Origin of the sequence: Rhodococcus sp. YH3-3 (assembly GCF_001653035.1) — a bacterium.
Classification (GTDB): Bacteria; Actinomycetota; Actinomycetes; order Mycobacteriales; family Mycobacteriaceae; genus Rhodococcus_F; species Rhodococcus_F qingshengii.
The window spans coordinates 1,689,645-1,713,021 of the sequence record NZ_BCWH01000001.1 but is presented as its reverse complement, the minus strand read 5'-3'; the positions used below and the strand labels follow the sequence as shown (position 1 = coordinate 1,713,021).

The following is a 23,377-nucleotide window of genomic DNA, read 5'->3' as shown; positions in this document are numbered from 1 at the left end:
GCCGCAGCACACCACTTCGAAAGTCCGCACGAACCGTTGGAGAGCAATGACCGTATTCCACTTTCCCGTGCTCGAGAAGTTTCGATGACAGACACCGACGACATTCGAGCGAGCGCCGAAGCAGGTGTCGACGCTCCTGCATGGCGGGATCGGAAGCGTTACTGGTGGCCGTTGGGATTGCTGATCCCGCTGAGTCCCTTCCTGTCCTGGCTGCTGGTCGAATATTTGCACCTCGGCCTGTTCTGGGCGACCGGTGCCTGGATCCTGATTCTCGTCATCCCGATCGTCGACGTCGCAGTCGGCGCAGATGGCCGCAGCCCACCCGACAACGTGATCGCGGCATTGCAGGACGACCGCTACTACCGCTGGTGTACCTACCTGTTCGTGCCACTTCAATACGCTGGCCTCGTCTTCGCCGCATGGTGTTGGGCGCACGCCCCGATGGCAACCGGAGAGAAGATCGCACTGGCGATGACCGTCGGCGTCGTTGCGGGCGTCGGTATCAATGCCGCACACGAACTAGGCCACAAGAGCAGCCGCCTCGAGCGGCGGTTGGCGAAAATTGTGCTCGCTCAATCGTTCTACGGGCACTTCTACATCGAGCACAATCACGGTCACCACGTCAACGTTGCGACGCCGCGCGATCCCGCCAGTGCTCGTTTCGGGGAATCGTTCTGGATATTCCTGCCCCGCAGCGTATTCGGAGGTCTGAAATCGGGCTGGCGGATCGAATCAGCACGCCTGCGCCGGCAGGGTTCACCCGCACTGTCGCCTCGAAACAACATCTTGCAGGCATGGTCGCTGAGCGCCGCACTGTTCGGGACGTTGATCACCTTATTCGGGTGGCAGATACTGCCCTGGCTGCTCCTGCAAGCCTTGGCCGGGATCACGTTCCTCGAGGCCGCAAACTACCTCGAACACTACGGATTGCTCCGTGCGCGAAGACAAGACGGCAGCTTTGTCAAAGCCCGGCCCGAAGACAGTTGGAACAGTGATCATCTCTTGTCCAATTTGTTCCTGTACCAATTACAACGACACAGTGACCATCACGCGAATCCGCGTCTGCGCTACCAATCTCTGCGCAGCGCTCCAACCGCTCCGCAACTCCCTGCCGGATACGCGGTGATGATCGTCTGCGCTGCCGTACCACCACTGTGGCGGCGGATGATGGATCACCGTGTCCTCGGCTACTACAACGGCAACGTCGAGCTCATTCACACCAAGGCGACGATATGAATGACAATGCCCGAGACGACGACCACAGCGACGGGCACTACACGGCCACCGGGCCGACCAAACACGCCAGAGCTGCGTACCAGCCGGCGCGCACCCGGCTCAGACGAGCCGCACCGAGCCTGGACGTCGTCGCTGCCGCGGAGTACCTGTTGACCCAGCCCGACGCATACCTCTATCGCCGCCGATACCTCGACCTGATCACTCAAACCCCCGGGCCCGACGGAACATCGATCACCGACTACGCCGCAGCTGAACGCTACCTACTTGTCACCGCTACCGCGCACCGCAGAACTCATAGTGAGGTTCGTCCATTGCCGGCACCCGGCGATTTTCTGTGAAGTGGTCACCGCAGTGTTTGATGCCAGAGAGTGACAACAGCCTGACGAATTCGGGAGCGCAGCATTTGTCATTTGCCATCACAGCTTTGATTCGCGCTCGCCAATGTCATCGAGGATCAAGAACTCGATCTTCGCTCGCTCCCCGTCCGCATCGAAGTCGTTGTCGCGGTCTGAGACACGCGTGATCAGTTCCGTCAGTGCCGCATGGATCGTCGTGTACAGAAATGCACGCGGGTCGGGCACCCCCATCACGTCGTCAGTGTTCATCTGTACCTGCGCCGTAGCGGTACGCCTGCCCAGAAATACACGCGGAAGCCGGATCCCGGTCGGATCGGTCACCACGGAGATGTCGCCACCAACGACAACAAACAGATCGAAGTCGTACTGCATCGCGATGCCCCTCAGCCGGTGTCTGAGCCGAGTCAACTCCTCGATGAAGTCAAGCGGCACCGACGGTCCACCGAATACTGTCCTGAACGTGACCCCGCGAGTCATCGATCTGCCCCCTTTACGAATCATCCATTTCAGGATCGAGGGCCATACCCTCTGTGTCCCCCACGCCAAGTGCTCGGGCATATCGACCGGCATACCGCTCCAGTGCGACTGCTGAATCGGCCTCACCTTCCCATTGATCCGGAATCGCGGTGCCGTCACACGTTGTTCGCGACACTTGCGCCTCGGAGAACTCGACAGCGGTCCGGGTGAAGGAACACCGCACAAAACTCGTGGCCGCCGAGAATCGTGCGCCGCCGAAAGTGCACTCCACGAATGAGGTATCGGCGAACTGCGCACCAGTCAGGTCTGTGTCGTCGAATGCGCATCGTTCGAACACAGTATTGGGCACGGAGCGGAGCCCGCGTGCTTTGGCTCCAGTGAAATCGCAATCGACGACCCTCGGTCCGAGCGCCAGACGAGAGAGCGTCGCACCCCGGAAACTGCACCGTTCGAATCGGCGATTGAAACGGGGCTGTCCGGTCAGTGCCACGAAATCGAAACGGCAGTCGAATAATTCGGATTCGAAGACGGAGATCGGACCCCGAGCGAAACTCAGATCAATCCGTTCCAACGTGAGATACCGGATGTCCAATCCAGCGCTACCCGCTGTCAGGCCACGCACATCGATCAGCCCGTCATCGGTCTCCGCCCATGGGGAGACGAGAGTGTGGGGCGGCTTGACGATCCGCGACTGATCGAGCAGCTGCGCCCGTAAATTATCGACGCCCTCATCTGACCAACGTCGACGTAGGGAGGTGATCGCGGACCGGTTCACGGGCTCAATAGTATCGGCAAGATCCCCAGCGATTGGCCGTGGCTGCCCAAGAAGCGAACCACCACACATCAGTACTTCGGTAGGAATCACTTCTCGGAGCGCGCAAAACAGCCGGACCGTGAAATGCGCGGCCCGGCTGCAGCGCTTACGCGCACGAAGTGGAACTCGGAGTCAACTGGGGTACTGAAACCGGTCGTGTACGAGCCGTTGACTCACCCCCGGATCAGTATCGAATTATCAACTCTCACAAGTTGATCACGTCGCCCACAAGGATCTGATCGGGATTGACGATCTGCGGATTCATGTCCCACACCTGCTGCCAGGTGAGACCTCGTTCTGTCGCGAGGTCGAACAATGTATCACCGGCTGCAACGACTACCTCTGAGCCGGGCGCTGGAGTCTCCGACTCCGGAATGCTTTCTACCGGTACAGATTCGGATGCCTCAGAGTAGACAACGGGAGCAGGCGCCGGTTCCGGTGCAAATTCGGGTGCTACGTCCTGTGCCGGCGCGGGCGCGGGAACAATACTCGACCCGGTATCGCACGCCCCGATCGAACTCAGGAAGGACATGGGATCGACGGCGCCTCCACTGTGAATGCGGAGATGCAGATGTGGGCCGGTGGAGCTACCGGTGTTACCCGTTGCCCCGATCTCGTCGCCTACCTCGACGTGTTGCCCCACACCGACCCATGTTTCGGAGAGGTGGCCCATCTGAATCTGCTCGCCACTGTCCGCTTCCAACTGGATGTACGTTCCATATCCACCCGGATCATTGGGTCCGGCAACAGAAATCGTGCCCGATGTGGGCGCGTGGAGCGCGGTGCCGACGTTGACAGCGAAGTCGACTCCGTCATGTCCCGCGTGGTAACCCTGCGAAAGTGATCCGCTTACCGGCCACTCCCAATTGCAACTCGCCGACCAGCCCTGCGCACCGGCGGTACCTGCATTGGCTACTGCTCCGGCCCCCACAAGGGCGCCCAGTCCCGCAGTTACGGCGATGAATCGTTTTGTGCTGGAAGGCTTGTGTTTTCTGTGCTTACTCATGTTTTCCTTGACTGATGTGCTCGGAGCAGGTGCAGGCTCTACCCGCAGACAGCACTCAATACGTGCTGAGCTACTCGGTGTATCGCACCAAGACTCCGTTGGAGTTAGATGTTCGGATCGCGCCATGGAGAGAGGTACGGTGACCGCTCTCGAACGCGAGCGCGCGCATAGACCCGCAGGTCTGCATCTCCTGGTGACAGCACAGGAGATACGGGTTCTACATCGAGGCAGTGCCTGAATCGATCGTTGATCGAGGACTACGAATGCCGGAACAAACCGAAGGCTTCTCATTCGAAGATCGACAGGGTGGGTGTCTACCCGGATGGTCGGAAAGGGGGTGGAACATGGAGATCCTTGCGTTGCGGATGAGGAATCACCTCATACGCTGTCGCTTCACGACGCTCCACACCACGGTTGAATTACCTGGGTACATACCTGTTTTTGCGCATTCGACCCGACCGGTCGATATCAGGCGCGCCTTCGGTAGATGGCATCTGGTCGCACAATCGCCAGTGCCCCATGTCACTTCTGGAGACGATACCGCGTCTTGGTCACCTGGCGCGTCAGCGTTACCGAGATGGGACATACAGGTGGCATTGCTCCTACAAGCCGAACGGGAGACCAGTGCACGTTCCCGGCATCGGAAACGCGTGCTGATCTCCCGTTCGGCGATCTGTTGCCTAGTGGATCTACTGCTGAGTCGAAGCTACTTTCTCGGCTGCGTGGTGGGCGGCAATGTATCCGTAAACCAGCCCCTGGCCGATCGTCGCACCGGCGCCCGGGTAGGTGTGACCGAATGCGTTGGCCGCAGTATTGCCGATCGCGTACAGGCCGTCGATCACGCTGCCGTCCTCACGAAGCACGCGTGCATGCTCGTCCGCCTGCACACCGCCGCAGGTGCCGAGGTCGCTGAGCGTCATCTTCACCGCGTAGAGGGCACTCGTGTCGAGCTTCCTCAGGTTCGGGTTCGGGGACACTGTCGGGTCGCCGTAGTACCGATCGTATGCACTTCCGCCGCGACCAAATTCCGCATCGCTACCGGCAGCAGCGGCCTCGTTGAACTTCTCGAAGGACTCGGCAAAAGCCTCCTCGGGAAGACCGACCTTGCGGGCAAGCTCGACCGGACTGCTCGCCTTGTGCGCGATGCCGGAGTCGAAGAATGCCTGCGGAAGCGGCTGACGAGGGAAGATACCGCCTGCGAACACGTAGCTGTTGCGGTACTCCTGGTCGAAAACAAACCACATCGACTCGGCCGGATCTCCGGCCTTTTCCCGTTCGAGCACGCGCTGGCCGAACGACATGTAGTCCGTCGCCTCGTTCACGAATCGACGACCGGTCTGGTCGACGATGAACGAGCCTGGCAGCGCACGCTCTGCGAGCATCACCATCGGCGGGCGGCCCTTGATGCTTGCCACCGCCGGGAACCACCACGACTGATCCATCGATCCGATACCTGCGCCGAGCTCTTGTGCTGCCTCGATCGCTTCGCCGGTGTTGCCCTCTGCGCCCAGGCTCTCGTGCTCACCGAGGCTCTCCGACTGGTACTTGTGGCGCCACTCCATGTTGTGGTCGAACCCGCCGGCTGCCAGAACGACACCACGCCGAGCCGTCACCGTCACTTCACGTCCGTCTTGCACTACAACTGCACCCGTTACGCGGCCATCTTCGGTGATGAGCCGAACCAACGACGTTTCCGTCCACACCGGGATACCGGCCTGGACCACACCTGCGAACAGGCCGGCGGCGAGCGCCTGACCGCCTGCGATGTATTCACGCTTGAGTACGTACTTGCCGTAAACGCCCTGCGCCAGGCGGCGGATGATGCGAGGGAAAGCCTTGCTCGGCTTCTTCACCATCAGGTTCATCCACTTGTAGTCCGCACCTGTCACCGGCATCGGCAGTCCGGCTTCCATCAAACCGGGCCGCAGGCGACCGCGTTCCGCGCCGAGTACCGACGCGTCGAACGGCACGCACTCGCAGGTACGTCCGGCGGCGCTACCTCCCGGCAGTTCGGGGTGGTAATCGGAGTATTCCTTGGCCCAGAAGAACTTCATGGGCGTCGTGCGGTAAAGCATGTCGACGGTGGCCGCACCGTTGTCGACGAATGCCTCCCCACGTTGGGCAGGGGCAGTATCACCGACCACCGAACGCACGTATGTCTTCGCGCGCTCAACGGTGTCGCCCGCACCGGCTTTCGCCAGGATCGGGTTGGCAGGCATCCAGAACGCTCCACCGGACCGCGCCGTCGAACCGCCAACGTACTGCGTCTTCTCCACGATCAGCGTGGACAAGCCGAGCTCGTTCGCGGTGAGGGCGGCAGCCATGCCGGTACCGGACCCGATCACCAGTAGATCGACAACGATGTCCTTGGCTTGTGTCGCGGGGGGTGCCTGATTCTTCGCCATTGAACAAATCCCTTCACGTGGTTATCGACGTAGAACGCTAAGGCAGTCGCGGCGCAGAAGGTTCCGGATGCCCAGTCAGCGGGACATTGCGAGTGGATTGGCGAAGAACGGCTCCTGCCACGGTTCGGGCGTTGTGCCCGCCCCAGCAGAATCGCGGCTTGCCTTCTTCGATGTCTACGCTGCTCACGTGAGGACAAATCCCAGCTTCGGCATCGTCGACGAAACGCTCGGCACCCTTGCACGCGGCATGCTTCCCCGCCTACGCCACGTCTTCGAGCAGCACCAGGCTCTTCACCGTCTGGCCGTCGAAGCGATTGTCAACGTCTGACAGACTCGTGCGGTTTGCATTTCATGGACGGGTACTGGCCGGCAGTTCGCTTCAACGGCGACGATGGCGTCGTCGAGGTGACTGTCGAATCCTGACCGCGATCCTCGTCTCGGGCTGTCGGCTGATGTTCCTCGGCACTGATGAAGAATAATCATCTACATGAAATGGAACACCCCTACAGAGACCGGCTGGTTCGTCAACCTCGCCGAAGGTGGTTCGGCCGTATCGATATTCGATCCGTCGGGGAACGTTCAAGGCGAACTGATTCCCGCATCCGACGACGGATCTGAGAGCGTTGCCGGCGGGCGGAAGAGGAAATCGTCAACAGCCGAGCAGGATCGATCCAGGCTCACATTCCGTAAAGGCCGACCTGCATCACTTCGATTGTCCGACGGAACGATCGGGACCCTGATCGACCAGAAGCCCAAGGCCATGCGCCGCAAGAACAAGCTGTGCGAAGTCGATATCGCGGGCAGAACATACCTCTTCGTTCATTCATCGGGCCGAAAGGCAACAGCCCGGCGTGACGGAATCGCATTGGCACACATGGAACGTGGCCGATGGTCCGCTAGAAGCACCGTCGCCAGAAGAACCCTCACGGCAACGGACGCCCTTGACGAATGTGTCCTGACACTGTTTCAGAAGGTAGTGACACCTGGACGTACCGGCGCCTTCGATCAGGTACTGACCGACCTCAGCAACATATGACGTACGCCATATTCGGTGGATCTCAACCGCACTCGAGATACTGACTTTCAACTCTCAGGTCCACGGACATGCCTTGGACACAATGAGTTTCACATCTCGGAGCGGAAGGCTGAAACCAGATCATGGTCAATGTCGACGCTTTGAACACGCTCGCCCAGCGATTGTCGCCAGGTGCGATGATCACAGATCCAGATCTACTCCAGTCCTATCGGCAGGACTGGAGTTTCGATCCCGCAGCCGGAACACCGGTTGCCGTAGTACGTGCTTCGACGACGGCAGAGGCGGTTCGACGGACGGCATCTGAGGCCGCCACATGTAGCGAATAGCGACGAGTACCTGAATTCTCCTGTGCAACCGGATATGGTGAGGCTGTCGTCTTCAATGCGGCGATGCAAGAAGGGAAGCTACGACCAAAACGTTACGTCGGGGAAGACAAGCAAATCACCTGGACATGGCTGGAGGCCTCCGTGATGAATCTCGTTCGCCGACTGAGCGTCTGCACATCCGTCGTGATCGCTTCTACTCTGACGTCGGTAGCGCTCGCATCCGCCGCGGTGACCATTCCATTCCAGATCAACCCTGCGCCGTACGGCAACCCGAACGGCAGCTTCGACGCGCCGGCCGTCCGCTGCGTAGCTGTCGTCGGTGAACAACCCGGCACGGTGACGATCACCGGAGGCCAGGAAGGCCGGTGGGGATGCCTGCTCTCGTCCGAAGTGCGCTGGCTGAACCTTTCGACCGGGGCCTCCGGCTCCGCTCGGCTCTCGGACGGTCTCAACGGAGTCCCAGCAGAGGCGATCGTGCAGACCGGGACCGGTCAAGTCGCTGTTGCCGTGCTGTCCGTGGCCGGATCCATCATCACCCCAGGTGTCACATCGTTCTACGTGCCGTAGCACCAGACTCCGCATCACCGGCACCGTGGGACCTAAGGTCCTGTTTACCGACCCGTCATCCCGGTTAGCCTGAAAAGACGCTACCGAGAGGACACTCATGACCTCGTCAGTGCACGAAACGATCGCCGTGGATCTGGATTTGATCGACCTGTACAAGGACCTCCACAGCCATCCGGAACTGGGGTTTCACGAGCAACGAACATCCAGTCTGGTGGAAAGACATTTAACAGCACTTGGATTCGACACCACCACCGGTGTCGGGACTACCGGAGTCGTCGGAGTCCTGAAGAACGGAGCGGGCCCCACAGCGCTGCTGCGTGCGGATATGGACGCCCTCCCGGTTCGGGAAGAAACCGGATTGGACTACGCCAGTACCGTGACAACGACCGACGATCAGGGAAAGACCGTCTCGGTCAGCCACGCGTGCGGCCATGACCTGCATACGACCTGCTTACTCGGTGCGGCCCGGATCCTCTCTCAGGATACGACGACCTGGTCTGGCACTCTTGTCCTCGTCTTCCAACCGGCTGAGGAACTTGGCGCGGGTGCGCAAGCCATGGTCGACGACGGACTGTTCGAGCGATTCCCGAGGCCCGACATCGTTCTCGGACAACATGTATCGCCGCTACCGGCAGGCACGATCGCCGGGCACGCCGGCCCCTCGTATGCGGGATCGGACTCACTTCGTGTGAGACTGGTCGGAAAGGGCGCCCACGGATCTATGCCGGAGAACTCGGTCGATCCCGTGGTCATGGCAGCCGAAACCGTGTTGCGTTTGCAAACTGTCATCTCACGCGAGGTCCCGAGCACTGCAACAGCTGTCCTCACCGTCGGCTCCATCCATGCTGGAGATGCCGCCAACGTCATTCCCGGCGAAGCAGAACTGCAACTCAACATCCGCAGCTACGACGCAGGTGTGCGTCAGCGCATCCTGGACAGCGTCGACCGCATCGTCCGGGGCGAAGCGGCCACCGCCGGTGCACCCACCTCACCGACCATCACCGAGACGGAGCACTTTCCGATCGTCGTCAATGATCCGGCAGCGCTGGACAAGACACTCGATGCGTTTGCCGAATGGTTGGGGACGAACAAGATTCTCGATCCCGGTGCGGGAGCAGGTAGTGAAGACGTCGGCATTCTCGCGACCAGTGCCGGTGCGCCACTGTCGTACTGGCTGTTGGGCGGTACCGACCCTTCACTGTTCACGACAGGTGACATGACTGATCCGGCTTTGCGAACCGTGCCGTCGAACCACTCTCCGCACTACGCTCCCGTGATCGAGCCGACCCTGACCATCGGTGTGAACGCCTTGGTCGTCGCGGCCAGGACGTGGCTCCCAACTCCCTAGAGTGTTGCGGGTCCGCAATCGATCGATCGTCCATGCGATCAAGGCTGCAAACGCGTAGGCGCCGCCGAGAATACTTGCAGCGCCCCACCCTGCCGCGTCGAAAACCATAGTGGTGGAAACCGCCCCAGCCGCGCTGCCCAACGAATAGAACACCATGTAACTACCGATGATCTGCCCCGACGATTCCGGTGTGTTCGCGACGATCAGATTCTGGCTCGTGACATGAACAGCCTGCACGGCGAAGTCCAACGCAACAACACCGACAACGAGTAACACCAGCGAGTGCGTCGCCTGCGCGTTGAATACCCACGACAGCAAGAGAACGACTAACGACGCCCCGGTGACGCGTTGCGCTTTGCCTTGATCGGCCCACCGACCGGCACCGACCGCGCCCAATGCTCCGACCAATCCTGCGATTCCGAAGAGCCCGATCTGTGTGGTCGACAACCGCCATGGTTCCTCACTCAACGGCAGGGCCATTCCGCTCCACAAAGCACCAAAGGACGCGAAAAGGAACAAGGCGATCAGGGCCCGGGTGCGAAACAGTCGGTTCGTAAGCGTCAACGTCACGACAGACCCCATTGCACGCACGTACGAACGCCTATCGGGTTGCAAACGAGGATCTTTCGGCAGCATCGTCAGCGCGACGGCCGCGACCAGTACCGAAATGAAAGTGGATCCCGCGTAGACCGCCCGCCAGCCTGCCAGATCCGCAACTGCGCCGGCGACAGTCCGAGCGAGGATGATGCCGACGACAACGCCGCTGGTGATGACACCGATGTTTGCGCCCCGCTCGTCCGGGTCACTGATTGCCGCACCATAGGCAACTATGACTTGAACAACTACCGAGAACGTGCCTGCGACCGCCATCCCGATCAACAGCTGCAGATTCGTGGTGGCCAGAGCAACAAGCATCGTTCCCGTTGCAGCAGCGACGATCTGGATTGCGATCAATTTCTTTCGATTCACGAGATCGCTCAATGGCACCAACACGATCAACCCCACCACATAACCGAGTTGGGCGAGTGCGACTACGAAACCGAGGCCGGCCGGAGGAATGGAAAGATCCGAGCCTATTTGCCCGAGGAGCGGCTGTGCGTAGTAGATGTTGGCTACCGAGACCCCGCAGAGCACTGCGAGCAATAGGCGAAGTCCGCGAGACATTTTCAACTTGCCCCGCGCGTTCTCGACAGCATGACGTGCAGTCACTTCCACCTCAACTTGGTTGCGTTTTGATACCATTTGGAGGTTACGTCAATACAGTTTCAAAACGCAACCAATGAGGAACTCGATGCCGGATCGCGCACAATGGACGGACCCGCACTGCCCGACGGCCCGAGCGGCCGACATCATCGGCGACAGATGGTCGCTGCTGATCGTGCGTGACGCCTTCGACGGGTCATCGAGATTCAGTCAGTTTCAACGAAACCTGGGCATCGCAAAGAACATTCTCACGGACAGGCTCAAAGTCCTTGTCGAGCAGGGAATCTTCGAAGTCCAACCGAACGCGCAAGGTACCCGCAACGAGTACATCCTGACCGAACGCGGTATGGATCTGTTCATCGTGATCATTAGCCTGCGACAGTGGGGAGAGCGCCACGCCTTCGATGACGGTGAGCCACACTCGATCTTGATCGACGACACCACGGGCGATCCGGTTCCCAGGCTTCGACTGATCAACACACGGAATATCGACCTGGACCCTACAAGTACACATGTGGAGAAGGTCGAGGAAGGTTGACCCGCAACTCGCCAGATTGACAGATGGGCGCACATGATTCGAAGTACGCGCATACTCCGACCATGACTGTCGATCTCGAGTTCTCCTGGCCGCAGTTTCTCTGGATTGCATTCATCTTCGTCGGCGTGCCCGCAACTATCGGCGCGAGCATCATCTGGACAATCTGGCGTTCGGAACGAACTGGCCTGGAGCACTCCACGACCGCCCTCGGCGGCGGGCACACGGGATCGGGCTCACTCGGACTGTGGAGCACCGGCCTGTTGGCCTTTGCACTGGGCTTTCTGTCTTGCGTGGGCTGGCTCAGCTGGTCAGCCGACTACAAAGGCGGATTCCGCGGCCCCGGCCTGCCTGCCCCGACACAGTTCCCCACCTGGCAGGTCGTCGCCTGTGGACTGACAGTGATTCTGGCGTGTTTCGGTTCCGCCCATTGCTCGCGATGGATGAAGGCCGGCGGTATGACGGCCGCTGCCGGCACTGCTGCAGGATTCACCACCGCATTCAGCATCGACGCCAGTACTGATGTCACCGGACAGGCAGGCGTGGGCGTCGCACTGTCCACGATCGGATGGGGCCTCACCCTTACCGCACTGATGCTTCTGCGCGGCAAGTGGTCGCGACGAGGATGAATCATTACCGGATCATCCATACTCCGAGTAAAGAATTCGATAAGCGGACCTAACACGTTTTGAAATTCATTAAGAAGAAAATCGATTCCAGATACAGGATCGCCTGATTGCCGAACCTCCACGAGATCCTCGAAAAATATGAGACAGAAGCCTTATCGCTTCCGTGCCAACCCTTTGACGCATGCGGATCATAATATTCTTCGAACATCACGCGGAAGTGCACACAAGTCTGTGACTCACGGCATTATCCGATTTATCACGGGAAATCGTGATAAATCATCACCGTCTCTGAACTGCAACAACGCCTTAAGTTACAGATTCAACTAGTTCCAAACCATAGGGTTTCTTCCTTTTTCTCGGCGTCTCGATTCCGTAATGCTTGACATCGAATTGTCTTTCGTTCTCAATGAGCGATGTCAACTGACGATGATGCATCTCAGTGCATCAACGCAGTAATTCCGCTATCGAATCCAGTGAAGGGACCAGCCGCGAAATGACGGTTGCCGAGAGCTTGAAAGATAGGAATCTGTACTCCAACCTCAGGCGTGCTGCTGATTTGAGCAACCCATTCTGGGATCGCGCAGTCAGTGAGGGTCTGGCCGATATCACCGCCGATCGCGTCGCAGGTTTCGAACACCGGACGATCCAAGGATACGAATTCGAGAACTTCTCCACGTACTCGTATCTGGGGCTCGACACCGACGACCGAATTCGTTCGGGTGCGATCGCCGCTCTCGAGCGCGAACGAACGTTGAACAGTTCCATCTCGCGGATGAGAGTCCACTCCAGCCTTCTCGACGACACAGAGGCCGCGTTGAGCGAACTGCTTGACGCACATGTGCTCACCCTCGGATCCGCCGCAAACGCTGCGTGGAGCTTGCTCCCCCTCGTCGCGTCCGGGTTGCTCACCGGCGGTGAACCTCCCCTCATGGTGTTCGACAAGAACGCACACTTCTGCCTCAATGCCATGAAGGCGAGCGTCGCCGACGAAACGACGATCGTGACCATTCGGCACGACGACGTCGATGAACTCGAAAGTCTTTGCCGAACAAATTCTCAGGTGGCATACGTGGCGGACACCGTCTACAGCACAGGCGGGAAGGCGCCCCTGAACGAACTGTTTGCATTACAGGCCAAATACGGACTGATTCTCGTTCTCGACGAGGCGCACAGCACCTCGGTCATCGGACACAACGGGCGTGGCGCGGTCCTGGATCTCATCGGCAGCCTCAATGATCGAACATTCTTGCTGACATCACTGAACAAGGGATTCGGTGCTTCCGGCGGTGCGATCGCACTCGGCCGCAACGGGGGCAGTCGAAATCGTGATCTCGCACTTCGCTACGGCGGCCCGTTGACGTGGTCGCAGCGTGTGAACGTAGCCGGGCTGGGTGCTATTGCGGCCTCCGTGGAGCTCCACCGCAGCGGAGAGGTCGACAAGCGGCAGCGGCAACTCCGCACGGTTGTCGAACTGTTCGATTCGCTCGTCGACACGCCGGCATCGGGCGATGGACTCCCGATCCGCTTCGTCACGCTCCACGAGGAAGAACAAACCATCACCGCAGCACAGAAACTGCTGGCTAGCGGTTTCTACACATCGGCGGTCTTCTTCCCTGTCATCGGCCGGGGCAAAGCCGGGCTGAGACTGATGCTTCGGGCGGACCTTCCACATGCAACGATCGAGCGCTTCGCCGACGTCCTACGAAGTGTCACGGAATGAGCGACGACCGCACTGTCGCAGTGACACCGCTGGCTTGTGCCGTCGTGTTGACAGCACAAATGGCCACGACCATCTACCTCCCTTCACTGCCGAAGATCGCGACGGATCTGGGCATCGAAGATTCCGTGGTGAAGTGGTCGGTGACACTCTTCGTGATCAGTGCCGCACTTCCGGTGGTCGTGTGGGGGCGGTTGGCAGATCGACTCGGACGCAGGACGGCACTGTTGTCCAGCTTGGTATTGTTCGTGATCGCCTGCATTGCATTGGCTTTGGTCCAGAGCGCCGCCGTACTACTGATCGGCCGGATCGTTCAAGGCATCGGAGCAGGAGGTGCGGCCATCATCGTGCGAATGATGGTGAAGGACAAGTTCACCGGTTCGGAGTTGGCTAGCCGCTTGTCGCTGTTGTCGATGGCATTTGTGGTGGCACTGGGCGGTGGCCAACTGATCGGCGGCGCTCTTGCGTCGTTCACCTCGTGGCGAACCGGCTTCGGCGTGCTCGGAGTACTCGGAGCAGCACTCGCTGCGGTGGCACTGAGGACCGAGAACACCACAGTCCGCGACAACAACGAACGCGTTGTTCGGTGGAATGCCATAGTCCTGACACCCCGGTTCTACAAACCAGCCATTGCGGGGGGCCTGGGTTTCGGCGCGATAGTCCTTGTGCAGCAATCGAGCCCCTTCCTGTTCAGCGATCGATTCGACTTGCAACCGTGGGCATTCGGAGCCTTCGGAATCCTCTACGGAACCGCCTACTTCAGCGGCGCGCTTTACGTCAATCGAAGGGCCACAACCGTCGGTTCAGAGAAGTTGATGCGTCGAGGTGCGCTGTGCATGCTGCTTGCCGGCCTCGTCCTCATGCTCTGCTGGTATCCCCCACTCGGTTCCACGCCGTTGCTCGCGGTCTTCCTGCTCGGATACATCGCATTGACATTTGGGCAATCGCTTCTCTTCCCGAACTCGGCAGCATCAGCAGTGACGCATTTTGCTGAAGGCGGAGCCATCGCCGTCGCGTACTGCGGACTCGTACAGCAGGGAATTGCCGGCTTCGCCTCTGTAGTCGGACCTCTCGCATCCGATGAACGCGTGTGGTCAGCAATCGTCGCACTGATCACTGCAGCAGCGACTGCGCTCGTATTCTCCCTCCGCACAGCTTCCTCCGAACCGACAGTAGGTACGTCCCATGCCCGTCATTGAACGCACCGCACAACTCGACCCCGGTACCCGCGAGCAAAACTTACTGGCATACAAGGAAATTCGCGAGCGAGTTGCGGACGCGCAACACTTGTCCGTTCACGGGGCACCCGAGCGGTCGGTTGCCAAGCACCGGGCTCGCGGCAAATTGCCCGCTCGCGAACGCATCGATGCTCTTCTCGACGTGCAGTCCCCGTTCTTCGAGATCGGACAACTGGCCGGATTCGAGGTGTACGACGAGCAACTCCCGTCGGCTGGTCTGGTCACGGGCGTAGGGCTCATCCGCGGCTCACTCTGCGCCGTCTTCGCGAACGACGCCACCGTCAAGGGCGGCACCTACTACCCGCTGACCGTCAAGAAGCAACTGCGATTGCAATCCGTCGCTCGTCGGCTGAGGCTGCCGTGTGTCTATCTCGTCGATTCCGGAGGTGTTTTCCTTCCGATGCAGGACGAGATCTTCCCCGACGAGCACCATTTCGGCGAGATGTTCAAGAACATCGCCGAAATGTCGGCAGACGGCATCGTTCAGATCGCAGCAGTCATGGGTTCCTGCACGGCTGGAGGTGCATACATCCCAGCGATGTGCGACGAGACCGTCATCGTCCGCGGTACCGGCACCGTCTATCTGGGCGGCCCTCAGTTGGTCAAGGCTGCAACCGGTGTCGACGTCGAACCGCAAGAGCTCGGCGGCGCCGACGTGCACGGGGTGATCAGCGGCGTCGTCGATCACATCGCCAACGACGACATCGAGGCTCTGAGCATGATCGCCGACATCGTCGCCCGCGGTCATCGACGGGAGGTACGGGCGCCGTCACGATCTCCGCGACCACCTCTTCACTCCCCCGAGCAGCTCGACACGGTGATCCCGGCTTCCTCGAAAACCCCGATCGTCGCGCGCGACGTTCTGGCCCACCTGCTCGATGCCAGCGAATTAGTCGAGTACCGAGCGAATTACGGCCGAACCATCGTCTGCGGGACCGGCCACATCGAGGGGTACACCGTCGGGGTCATCATGAACGACGGTGTGCTCTTTTCGGAGGACTCCCTCAAGGCCGCGAACTTCGTCGAACTGTGCTCACAACGAGACATCCCATTGTTGTTCCTGCACAACGTCAACGGATTCATGGTCGGGAAGCAGTACGAGGCGGAAGGTATCGCCAAACACGGCGCGAAACTGGTCAATGCCGTTGCCTGCGCCAGGGTTCCCAAGCTCAGCATCGTCATCGGCGGAAGCTACGGGGCGGGAAATCTCGCGATGTGCGGACGCTCGATAGGTCCTGACTTCATGGCCGTGTGGCCGAACGCGAAGACCACCGTGGTCGGTTCCGAGCAAGCAGCGTCGGTGATGGCATTGATGAAGATCGAATCTGCGCGCACACGCGGAACTCCGCTCACGGAAGAGGAAATCGAGGAAATCAAACGGCCGATACGCGAAGGTTACGACCGGCAGGGCGAGTCGGTGTACGTCGCATCCAGGCTATGGGTTGACGCGATCGTCGACCCGGTCGACACGCGATCCTGGGTTTCACTCGCGCTGTCCATGCTTCCCCGCAATCACGGAACAACGCGCTTCGGCGTCTTCAGGATGTGAGAACATGACTCGACTTCTCATCGCCAATCGGGGTGAAATCGTCACGCGCATCGCGCGCACGGCCCGTCGTCTCGGCATGTCGGTAGTGACGATCTCCTCCCCCGTCGATTCACACGCACAGTGGCATCGCCTCGCCGATCACACCGTGCTTCTGGACGGAGACATCCCCTCGGAGTCCTACACCAATTCGGATCAAATCATTGCGGCCGCGCTGGCCGCGGATTGCGATGCCGTGCACCCGGGTTACGGATTCCTCTCCGAAGACTCCGATTTCGCTGAAGCCGTCGTCGCTGCAGGTCTGACATTCGTCGGTCCGGCCGCTGAATCCATCGCTCTACTCGGAGACAAGGCAAGAGCGAAGAAGGCCGCCGCTGACGCCGGCATCCCGACTCTCACCGCGTGGGGCGAGGCAAGCGCCGATCCCGATACCGTCCTCGGTCACGTTCGATCTCTCGACGTGCCGGTGCTGCTGAAACCGGTGTTCGGGGGCGGCGGCAAGGGGATGGTTCGACTACATCCGGGTGATGACGCACGAGAGGTCATCACCTCTGCAATCGGTTTGAACGAAAGGAACTTCGGCCGCGGCGACCTGATGATCGAAACGCTGGTGGAGCGTCCGCGTCACATCGAAGTTCAGGTCCTCTTCGATTCCTTCGGTACAGGAGTTCACTTCTTCACCCGTGAATGCTCCCTACAGCGTCGGAACCAGAAGATAATCGAGCAGGCACCGGCAAGTTCTGTCCCCGAATCGGTCCTGGGAGCCATGCAGCACGACGCTCTGCGACTACTCGGAGGCGTCGGCTACGCGAATGCGGCAACCGTCGAATTTCTGGTTGACGCCGAAAACCGCTACTACTTTCTCGAAGTCAACACGCGCCTACAAGTCGAACACACGGTCACCGAGGAAGTGACCGGCGTCGATCTCGTCGAACTGCAACTCGACATCGCCCTCGGCGCCCGTTTGCCGTTACAGCAGCGCCATATCGCGCTGCGGGGTTTCGCGGTGCAAGCCAGAATCTACGCCGAGGATCCGTCGAACGGGTTTCGGCCCGCACCTTCACATTCCGTGGACATAGCCTGGCCGTCGGGGGTTCGCATCGACAGTGCTTTCGAGGGTGCCGGCAGCATTCCGCCGTTCTACGATCCGATGATCGCAAAGGTCATAGCAAGCGGTCCGACGCGGTCAACCGCACTGGAATCATTGGACCGAGCTTTGGCCGACTCGAGTTACTTCGGTGGAACCTCGAATATCGGTTTCCTCCGACTTCTCTTGGCGACACCGGCTGTGCGCGCGGATGACATTCACACTTCCTTCGTCGACGAGCACCTCACTCGGTTGATCCCGGATTCTGCAGAGCTCCAGGCCACCGCCGCTGCTGTTGCGATGGTGTGGACTTCCGTCGAGGAACAATCGCCGGTCACCGGGTCGTCGTGGACCGGCCCCCACGGACTACATCGAGAGACATTGCGCAAGTTGGGATCCGACCCGATCGGACGCGAACTCATTGCCGACGGCCGCGTCGTGCCGACAACCGTCATCTCACAACGAAGCAACCACTGGATTGTCGCCGCCGACGGCCGGAACATTTCGGTGGTCGTCAGAAGTGGAACCGACGAGGTGACACTCAGTCTGGTCGCCGATGGTTTGACAACCACCGCTGGGCGCCTCGGAGTCGGCACCGGTACATGGGTGTGCGTTGGTGGCTGGACCGTGAAGGTGGACGAGAAAGTCTATACAGCAAAGGATTCCGATCTCAGCGACGGAGAGATCACATCGAAGATGCCGGGAACCGTGCTGGCAGTGCTGCAGACTGGAACGCGGGTGTCGGAAGGTGATGTCGTCGCGGTCGTAGAAGCAATGAAGATGGAGACTGCCCTTCGTGCTTCCTCACCCGGAATCGTCTCGGCGGTGACAGTAACGGTGGGAGATGTCATCGATGCCGGACAAGTGCTGGCAGCCGTGGCGCCATGAGTAAAGATTGCCACGATCTTATCTCTTTCTTGACTGAAGCAATTGTTACACAATATCTTTCATGTCAGAAGCAGGGGGAATCGAGCGTCGCGCAGTCATTGTTTCCGCAACCGAACTCCGCGAACTCATTCGTTCCGATCGGACGCTCGTCGTCGTCAACGTGGTGCGAGACAACAGCGAGGGCGGAGCCGGAATCATTACTGCGCCGCAGTCCATCACATTGTCGATCAACAACTTTCAAAGCAGTGGAGGCGGGACTGACGGGAATCGACCGCTGCCAGACCTCGACGCATTCGGAAGAACACTGAACGATCTGAAAGTATCCGCCGATGCTCACATCGTGGTCTACAGTTCGGACAGCCCCCTGCTTGCGGCCCGCGCGTGGTTCACGCTTCGCTGGGCAGGACGTTCAGTGCGGTACTTGGACGGCGGATCGTCCGGATGGGTTACAGCCCGGAAACGCACATCGACAAACGATTCGATTCCCGTACCACCTTCCACCACTAGCACGACACTCGCCGACGCAGAAGACGCCCTGCGCGCGGCATCGGCCGGCAGATTGCTCGACGCCCGAGGATCGAGCAGTTTCCGCGCCGGCCACATCCCCGGATCTATCTCAGCGCCGGCAACTGACCTACTCGACGACAACGGATTCCTACTTCCCGACCGCGAGTTACGAGAATACTTCCACCAGTTCGGAATAGAGCGTGGTGCCACCGTCGTGTCCTATTGCGGCGGCGGAGTTGCCGCGTCGCACAACGCACTGGCGCTTGCAGCGGTCGGCATCAGCTCCGCGGTCTACGTCGCGTCGTGGTCGGGGTGGAGCGCCGACCCCGAACGACCCGTCTCCACTGACATCCATCACACACCAAGGAATCCGGACCAGCGATGACACGACAGATGATCCTCGGCGCCTACATGGTCTTTCCGAGTATGCACAGTGCCGGAATGTGGCGGCATTCGTACTCGGAGAATGCCTTCGAGGACAGAGCGCTCTACGAGCGATACGCGCAAGCAGCGGAACGAGCAAAATTCGATCTGATACTGATACCTGAGCGTGTGCACTACGTCGACGGCCACACCAAATACGGTCTGCTGACCGGCTTTCAACATGATCCGACGCAGTTGGCTGCAGTGGTGGCCGGCGCAACAAATCGTATCGGTCTCGGCGTAACCCTTTCGGCAAGCTTCAACAGCCCGTACAACCTGGCGAGAACTCTGGGCAGTCTCGACATACTCAGCGGTGGGCGCGCGGCCTGGAACATCGTGATGACGGCACCCGGTCCGGCTAACGACAACTTTCCCGAAGTCGATCGGCTTCCGAGAGAAGAACTGTACGAGCGCGGCGACGAAGTTCTCGAAGCAACCACCGCACTCTGGTCGTCGTGGGACGGCGACGCCGTATCGGCCGATCGCGACAGCGGAATCTACGCAGACACAAGCAAGATTCACGCGGCCGACTACAAGGGCAAATACTTGTCGGTGCAGGGTCCACTGACCTTGCCACAATCACCTCAGGGCCGCCCGGTCTTCATCCAGGCAGGTGAATCTGTGAGAGGGCGCGAATTCGGTGGGCGGTGGGCAGATCTGGTCTTTGCGATCGACCCGTTGGAGGAAGATCTTCGAGCGAAGCGCAAGGCAATTCGCGGCTACGCGGAAGAGGCCGGACGCGACCCTGATTCGGTGCGCCTCGTCGCCGCTGTGCAACCGATAGTCGGCGAGACGACGAGTATCGCGAAGGAACGGCAGGAGTACCTGCGATCCTTGATCCATCCGGATGCGGCAATCGAGTGGGTCTCCCACTCCGCAGGACTAGACTTGTCGCAGTTCGATCCGTCCACTCCGATCGCCGAAGTTCTCAACCGCGGTAGTGGCCCCTCGCGTCGATTGGCACGCCTGATCGAATCCCGAAATCTCACCATCGCCGAAACCGCAGAGTTGTTCGCGCGCAATGATCTCACTCCCGAGATTGTCGGCTCGCCGCAAGAAGTGGCGGACGAGTTGACGCACCTCTTCGAATCGGGAGCAGCTGACGGTTTCATCCTGACCGCTACCCACTTCCCCAGGGGGCTCGACGACTTCGCGAGTTCCGTCGTGCCACTTCTGCAAGATCGGGGCGTGTTCCGGCGCGAATACACCGGAACGACCCTGCGGTCCCACATCTTCGACACCACTCGCACTTCCCCACGATGAACGGAACTCAGCCCATGACGACGTTGCGGCTTTCATCCATACCGATCCGAGTCGCCATCCTGGCGTCGACGCTTGCAGTTGCAGCCGGCTGCAGCACTGCAACGCCAGCTGCGAGCGCCGACTCCGAGCCCGTGTCAGGGGGCGATCTGACCTTTGCGATCAATACGTTTCCACCGTGCATCGACAAGACCCTGAACGGTCAAACTGCTACGGCATTCCATCCACTCTACGACAAACTCGTCGACCAGAACCTCGAGACCGGGGAGATCGTGCCTTGGTTGGCGACGTCCTGGGAGGTCCGGAACGACGGTCGACGATTCGTCTTCGCTCTGCGGGACGGCGTGACCTTCAGCAACGGCGAGCGTCTGGATGCGCAGGTTGTCGCGGACAACTTCGAAAGCCAGAAGAGACTGGGAGACAGTGGCTTCGCGACCACTGCGAAGTCACATCTCGCAAACTTCACTGGAGCGGAGGTACTCGACGCTTCCACTGTCGCACTCAATTTCTCGGAACCGTCAGCGGGCTTCCTTCAAGCCGCCCGCTCCGACACGCTCGCCATCATCGCACCGGAATCGTTGAAGAAGACGCCCGAAGAACGCTGCGCCCAGGGCGTTATCGCTTCCGGCCCGTTCGTACAGAAAGAACTGGAGACCAACGCGAAGGTCGTACTCGCTCGTCGGGACGGGTACCACTGGGGATCCTCACTCAACAAGAACAAGGGAGAGGCCTATCTGGATTCGATCACCTTTTTGGTGGTCCCCGAATCCTCGGTGCGAATCGGCGGTTTGACGTCAGGACAACTGGACGCCGCGATCGACATTCCGAGCACAGACGTCGACCGGGCAGAAGGCGCCGGACTCACTGTCATCCCGTCCCTTGCTGCCGGCATCAACGACTCGCTCTTGCTCAACCCCACGTTCGCGCCGGTACTTGCGGACCTGAACGTGCGGCGTGCTTTGGTGAAGGGCATCGATACCCAGCAGATCATCGACACCACCTACACACCGAGTGACGAGAAAGCGCGAAGCATCTTGTCGGTGAAAGCGCCCGGCTACACCGATCTGTCGTCCGAGTACACCTATGACCCGTCGGGTGCGAAGTCACTGCTGGACGCCAGTGGATGGACAGTCGGCGGTGACGGATTCCGAACCAAGGACGGTGAGAAACTGACCGTCGAATTGGCCTACCGCAACCACCTCCCCCAATCGCAGTTCGAACTGATCCAATCTCAGCTGCGCGACATCGGAGTTGCAGTGAACTTGCAACCTCGCTCGACTGCCGAGGACAACGCCGCGAGAACCGACGGCACATGGGAATCGATCTACTTCCAGAGCTTGCGCGCCGACGGTGACGTACTGCTGGTGTTCAGTCCCACTCTCGGCTCGACCAAAGGCATCGCCTCGACTCCGGAGCTGAATGCATTGCTGGTCAAACAATCTCAGACCGTAGACGTCGATGCGAGAAACGGGGTGTTGAAGGAGATTCAGGAACTGATTGCCGATCAGGCACTGGCGATCCCGTTGCACGCCTCTTCGCTGATCTACGCGACGACTCCCGCGGTTCACGACCTGCGCATCCAAGCCGATCTCTACTCGGTGGACTTCGTGGATGCGTGGAAGAGCTAGCCCACACTTCGTGATCTCGACAACCTGCTTCGACAAACCCTCTTTCCGGAAGGAACCCGATGTTCACCCGTCCTCGCACCGCAACGCTTCTGATCTCTACCCTGGCCACAGTTACTCTCCTGGGTACCGCTTGCGGAAGCCCAGATGAAGAATCGACCGGGCAACACTCCGGTGCAACAACATCCAGTATCAACTTGTCGGCCGAGCAGAACCGCATCAGCACCGACAAGGTTGATTCGATCGCAGCGAAGGTCCCTCAGGAGTTCCGCGACCGGGGCACGATCCGAATCACCGGCAACGCTGGAACCGCTCCACCGTTGCGCTTCTATGCCGACGACGACAAGACTGTCATCGGTTCCGAGACCGACTTCGCGTATTTGATTGCAGAGGTGCTCGGGCTGAAAATCGACCTTCAGGTCGCGGATTGGGCGCAGAATTCGGTGCGGATCGATTCGGGAGACGCAGATGCGTTCATCTCCAACGTGACGGTCACCGAAGAGCGCAAAGAGAAATACGACTTCGCGACGTACCGCCTCGACACTCTCGCGTTCGAGGTCAGAAAGGACAGGAATCTCTCACTCGAGAAGCCGGAAGACATCGCCGGACTGAAGATCGGAGTGGGCGCTGCCACCAATCAGGAGGCGTTGCTGGTGAAGTGGAATGAGGACAACCTCGCAGCTGGGCGTGCTCCCGCTGAAATCACCGTGTACCAGAAGACCACTGACTACTACCTGCCGCTGTCTTCCGGTCGAATCGACGCTTACTTCGGCCCCAACCCGTCATCGCAGTTTCACGCTGCACAGACTGGCGAGAACGAAGTGATCGGTCAGTTCTCCGGAGCCGGTGAGGCCGCGTTGGGCCAGATCGGTGTACTGGTCAAGAAAGACAACGGCTTGGTACAACCGATCAGCGAGGCGATAGATCATCTCATCGAAAACGGCACATACGAGCAAGTTCTCGAGCGATGGAAGATCACCAACGAGGCAGTCGACAAGTCGCTGGTCAATCCCCCTGGCCTCCCGAAGACGAACAAATAGGAAAGGCGCACTCTAACTCGTCGCGGGGCGACTATTTCAGTCTGAACCGCGAGATCGACGGCGGACCATCGTATGCCTCGCCCGCCCCGTCGACCCGAGACCGTGCGC

At 59.9% G+C, this 23,377-nt stretch carries 20 protein-coding genes and 1 pseudogene; 16 read left to right on the top strand and 5 right to left on the bottom strand.

The window, feature by feature from the left end; genetic code table 11:
* The first annotated feature begins 84 nt into the window (after positions 1-84).
* Complete coding sequence (locus YH3_RS07945; RefSeq protein ID WP_054826870.1) at positions 85-1,236, top strand: alkane 1-monooxygenase; 1,152 nt, start codon at positions 85-87, stop codon at positions 1,234-1,236.
* A complete protein-coding gene (locus tag YH3_RS07940; RefSeq protein ID WP_003943650.1) occupies positions 1,233-1,574 on the top strand; it encodes a hypothetical protein in 342 nt (113 codons plus the stop codon). The genes YH3_RS07945 and YH3_RS07940 overlap by 4 nt, the downstream gene beginning before the upstream one ends.
* 78 nt (positions 1,575-1,652) lie before the next feature.
* Here YH3_RS07940 and YH3_RS07935 read toward each other — a convergent pair whose 3' ends face one another.
* From YH3_RS07935 to YH3_RS07920, 4 genes are all read right to left on the bottom strand, one after another.
* Positions 1,653-2,069 (bottom strand): hypothetical protein, encoded by a 417-nt coding sequence (locus YH3_RS07935; RefSeq protein WP_042452357.1) that lies wholly within the window; start codon positions 2,067-2,069, stop codon positions 1,653-1,655.
* A gap of 13 nt (positions 2,070-2,082) precedes the next feature.
* Positions 2,083-2,844, bottom strand: a complete 762-nt coding sequence (locus YH3_RS07930; RefSeq protein ID WP_064443221.1) for a pentapeptide repeat-containing protein — start codon at positions 2,842-2,844, stop codon at positions 2,083-2,085.
* A gap of 244 nt (positions 2,845-3,088) precedes the next feature.
* The gene (locus YH3_RS07925) at positions 3,089-3,889 is read right to left on the bottom strand and encodes a peptidoglycan DD-metalloendopeptidase family protein (protein WP_231917217.1); all 801 of its coding nucleotides are present in this window, start codon (positions 3,887-3,889) and stop codon (positions 3,089-3,091) included.
* 689 nt (positions 3,890-4,578) lie between these two features.
* Positions 4,579-6,294 (bottom strand): 3-ketosteroid-delta-1-dehydrogenase, encoded by a 1,716-nt coding sequence (locus YH3_RS07920; RefSeq protein WP_064443220.1) that lies wholly within the window; start codon positions 6,292-6,294, stop codon positions 4,579-4,581.
* Between the two features lie 187 nt (positions 6,295-6,481).
* Here YH3_RS07920 and YH3_RS36000 point away from each other — a divergent pair, with 187 nt between their 5' ends.
* From YH3_RS36000 to YH3_RS07895, 4 genes are all read left to right on the top strand, one after another.
* Entirely contained in the window at positions 6,482-6,622 is a 141-nt protein-coding gene (locus YH3_RS36000; RefSeq protein ID WP_156423194.1) for a hypothetical protein, read from the top strand.
* 159 nt (positions 6,623-6,781) lie between these two features.
* Complete coding sequence (locus YH3_RS07910; RefSeq protein WP_064443219.1) at positions 6,782-7,330, top strand: hypothetical protein; 549 nt, start codon at positions 6,782-6,784, stop codon at positions 7,328-7,330.
* A 470-nt stretch (positions 7,331-7,800) separates the two neighbouring features.
* Positions 7,801-8,223, top strand: coding sequence for a hypothetical protein (locus YH3_RS07900; protein ID WP_064443492.1), 423 nt, complete (start codon positions 7,801-7,803; stop codon positions 8,221-8,223).
* A gap of 97 nt (positions 8,224-8,320) precedes the next feature.
* Complete coding sequence (locus tag YH3_RS07895; protein ID WP_042452366.1) at positions 8,321-9,571, top strand: amidohydrolase; 1,251 nt, start codon at positions 8,321-8,323, stop codon at positions 9,569-9,571.
* Between the two features lie 66 nt (positions 9,572-9,637).
* Here the strand turns inward: YH3_RS07895 and YH3_RS34875 are convergent.
* Positions 9,638-10,735, bottom strand: a pseudogene (locus tag YH3_RS34875) (MFS transporter); the annotation flags it as partial.
* Between the two features lie 127 nt (positions 10,736-10,862).
* On the opposite strand from YH3_RS34875, the gene YH3_RS07890 reads away from it, so the two are divergent.
* The 10 genes from YH3_RS07890 (at position 10,863) to YH3_RS07845 (ending at position 23,269) form a co-directional block, all read left to right on the top strand.
* Positions 10,863-11,312 (top strand): helix-turn-helix domain-containing protein, encoded by a 450-nt coding sequence (locus tag YH3_RS07890; RefSeq protein ID WP_007726458.1) that lies wholly within the window; start codon positions 10,863-10,865, stop codon positions 11,310-11,312.
* A 23-nt stretch (positions 11,313-11,335) separates the two neighbouring features.
* Complete coding sequence (locus YH3_RS07885) at positions 11,336-11,938, top strand: hypothetical protein (RefSeq protein ID WP_007726456.1); 603 nt, start codon at positions 11,336-11,338, stop codon at positions 11,936-11,938.
* A 493-nt stretch (positions 11,939-12,431) separates the two neighbouring features.
* Positions 12,432-13,658 (top strand): aminotransferase class I/II-fold pyridoxal phosphate-dependent enzyme, encoded by a 1,227-nt coding sequence (locus YH3_RS07880; protein ID WP_007726454.1) that lies wholly within the window; start codon positions 12,432-12,434, stop codon positions 13,656-13,658.
* Positions 13,655-14,854: an MFS transporter gene (locus YH3_RS07875; protein ID WP_007726452.1), complete on the top strand. Its 1,200-nt coding sequence runs from the start codon at positions 13,655-13,657 to the stop codon at positions 14,852-14,854. Before YH3_RS07880 ends, YH3_RS07875 begins: the two co-directional genes overlap by 4 nt.
* Complete coding sequence (locus YH3_RS07870; RefSeq protein WP_064443218.1) at positions 14,841-16,442, top strand: carboxyl transferase domain-containing protein; 1,602 nt, start codon at positions 14,841-14,843, stop codon at positions 16,440-16,442. Before YH3_RS07875 ends, YH3_RS07870 begins: the two co-directional genes overlap by 14 nt.
* A 4-nt stretch (positions 16,443-16,446) precedes the next feature.
* Positions 16,447-18,414, top strand: a complete 1,968-nt coding sequence (locus tag YH3_RS07865; RefSeq protein ID WP_064443217.1) for a biotin carboxylase N-terminal domain-containing protein — start codon at positions 16,447-16,449, stop codon at positions 18,412-18,414.
* A gap of 61 nt (positions 18,415-18,475) precedes the next feature.
* Positions 18,476-19,306 carry a sulfurtransferase gene (locus tag YH3_RS07860; RefSeq protein ID WP_064443216.1) on the top strand — a complete coding sequence of 277 codons (831 nt, stop codon included), beginning with the start codon at positions 18,476-18,478 and terminating at the stop codon, positions 19,304-19,306.
* Positions 19,303-20,607: an NtaA/DmoA family FMN-dependent monooxygenase gene (locus tag YH3_RS07855; protein WP_007726446.1), complete on the top strand. Its 1,305-nt coding sequence runs from the start codon at positions 19,303-19,305 to the stop codon at positions 20,605-20,607. Before YH3_RS07860 ends, YH3_RS07855 begins: the two co-directional genes overlap by 4 nt.
* 14 nt (positions 20,608-20,621) lie before the next feature.
* Complete coding sequence (locus tag YH3_RS07850; protein ID WP_158170327.1) at positions 20,622-22,232, top strand: ABC transporter substrate-binding protein; 1,611 nt, start codon at positions 20,622-20,624, stop codon at positions 22,230-22,232.
* A gap of 59 nt (positions 22,233-22,291) precedes the next feature.
* Positions 22,292-23,269: an ABC transporter substrate-binding protein gene (locus YH3_RS07845; RefSeq protein ID WP_007726443.1), complete on the top strand. Its 978-nt coding sequence runs from the start codon at positions 22,292-22,294 to the stop codon at positions 23,267-23,269.
* Positions 23,270-23,377 lie beyond the last annotated feature (108 nt).

What these genes read in the sequence shown, in the direction of transcription:
- YH3_RS07945 (WP_054826870.1), top strand. Translation starts at nt 85, where the DNA reads ATGACAGACACCGACGACATTCGAGCGAGCGCCGAAGCAGGTGTCGAC.
- YH3_RS07940 (WP_003943650.1), top strand. Translation starts at nt 1,233, where the DNA reads ATGAATGACAATGCCCGAGACGACGACCACAGCGACGGGCACTACACG.
- YH3_RS07935 (WP_042452357.1), bottom strand. Translation starts at nt 2,069, where the DNA reads ATGACTCGCGGGGTCACGTTCAGGACAGTATTCGGTGGACCGTCGGTG.
- YH3_RS07925 (WP_231917217.1), bottom strand. Translation starts at nt 3,889, where the DNA reads ATGAGTAAGCACAGAAAACACAAGCCTTCCAGCACAAAACGATTCATC.
- YH3_RS07920 (WP_064443220.1), bottom strand. Translation starts at nt 6,294, where the DNA reads ATGGCGAAGAATCAGGCACCCCCCGCGACACAAGCCAAGGACATCGTT.
- YH3_RS07910 (WP_064443219.1), top strand. Translation starts at nt 6,782, where the DNA reads ATGAAATGGAACACCCCTACAGAGACCGGCTGGTTCGTCAACCTCGCC.
- YH3_RS07900 (WP_064443492.1), top strand. Translation starts at nt 7,801, where the DNA reads ATGAATCTCGTTCGCCGACTGAGCGTCTGCACATCCGTCGTGATCGCT.
- YH3_RS07895 (WP_042452366.1), top strand. Translation starts at nt 8,321, where the DNA reads ATGACCTCGTCAGTGCACGAAACGATCGCCGTGGATCTGGATTTGATC.
- YH3_RS07890 (WP_007726458.1), top strand. Translation starts at nt 10,863, where the DNA reads ATGCCGGATCGCGCACAATGGACGGACCCGCACTGCCCGACGGCCCGA.
- YH3_RS07885 (WP_007726456.1), top strand. Translation starts at nt 11,336, where the DNA reads ATGGGCGCACATGATTCGAAGTACGCGCATACTCCGACCATGACTGTC.
- YH3_RS07880 (WP_007726454.1), top strand. Translation starts at nt 12,432, where the DNA reads ATGACGGTTGCCGAGAGCTTGAAAGATAGGAATCTGTACTCCAACCTC.
- YH3_RS07875 (WP_007726452.1), top strand. Translation starts at nt 13,655, where the DNA reads ATGAGCGACGACCGCACTGTCGCAGTGACACCGCTGGCTTGTGCCGTC.
- YH3_RS07870 (WP_064443218.1), top strand. Translation starts at nt 14,841, where the DNA reads ATGCCCGTCATTGAACGCACCGCACAACTCGACCCCGGTACCCGCGAG.
- YH3_RS07865 (WP_064443217.1), top strand. Translation starts at nt 16,447, where the DNA reads ATGACTCGACTTCTCATCGCCAATCGGGGTGAAATCGTCACGCGCATC.
- YH3_RS07860 (WP_064443216.1), top strand. Translation starts at nt 18,476, where the DNA reads ATGTCAGAAGCAGGGGGAATCGAGCGTCGCGCAGTCATTGTTTCCGCA.
- YH3_RS07855 (WP_007726446.1), top strand. Translation starts at nt 19,303, where the DNA reads ATGACACGACAGATGATCCTCGGCGCCTACATGGTCTTTCCGAGTATG.
- YH3_RS07850 (WP_158170327.1), top strand. Translation starts at nt 20,622, where the DNA reads ATGACGACGTTGCGGCTTTCATCCATACCGATCCGAGTCGCCATCCTG.
- YH3_RS07845 (WP_007726443.1), top strand. Translation starts at nt 22,292, where the DNA reads ATGTTCACCCGTCCTCGCACCGCAACGCTTCTGATCTCTACCCTGGCC.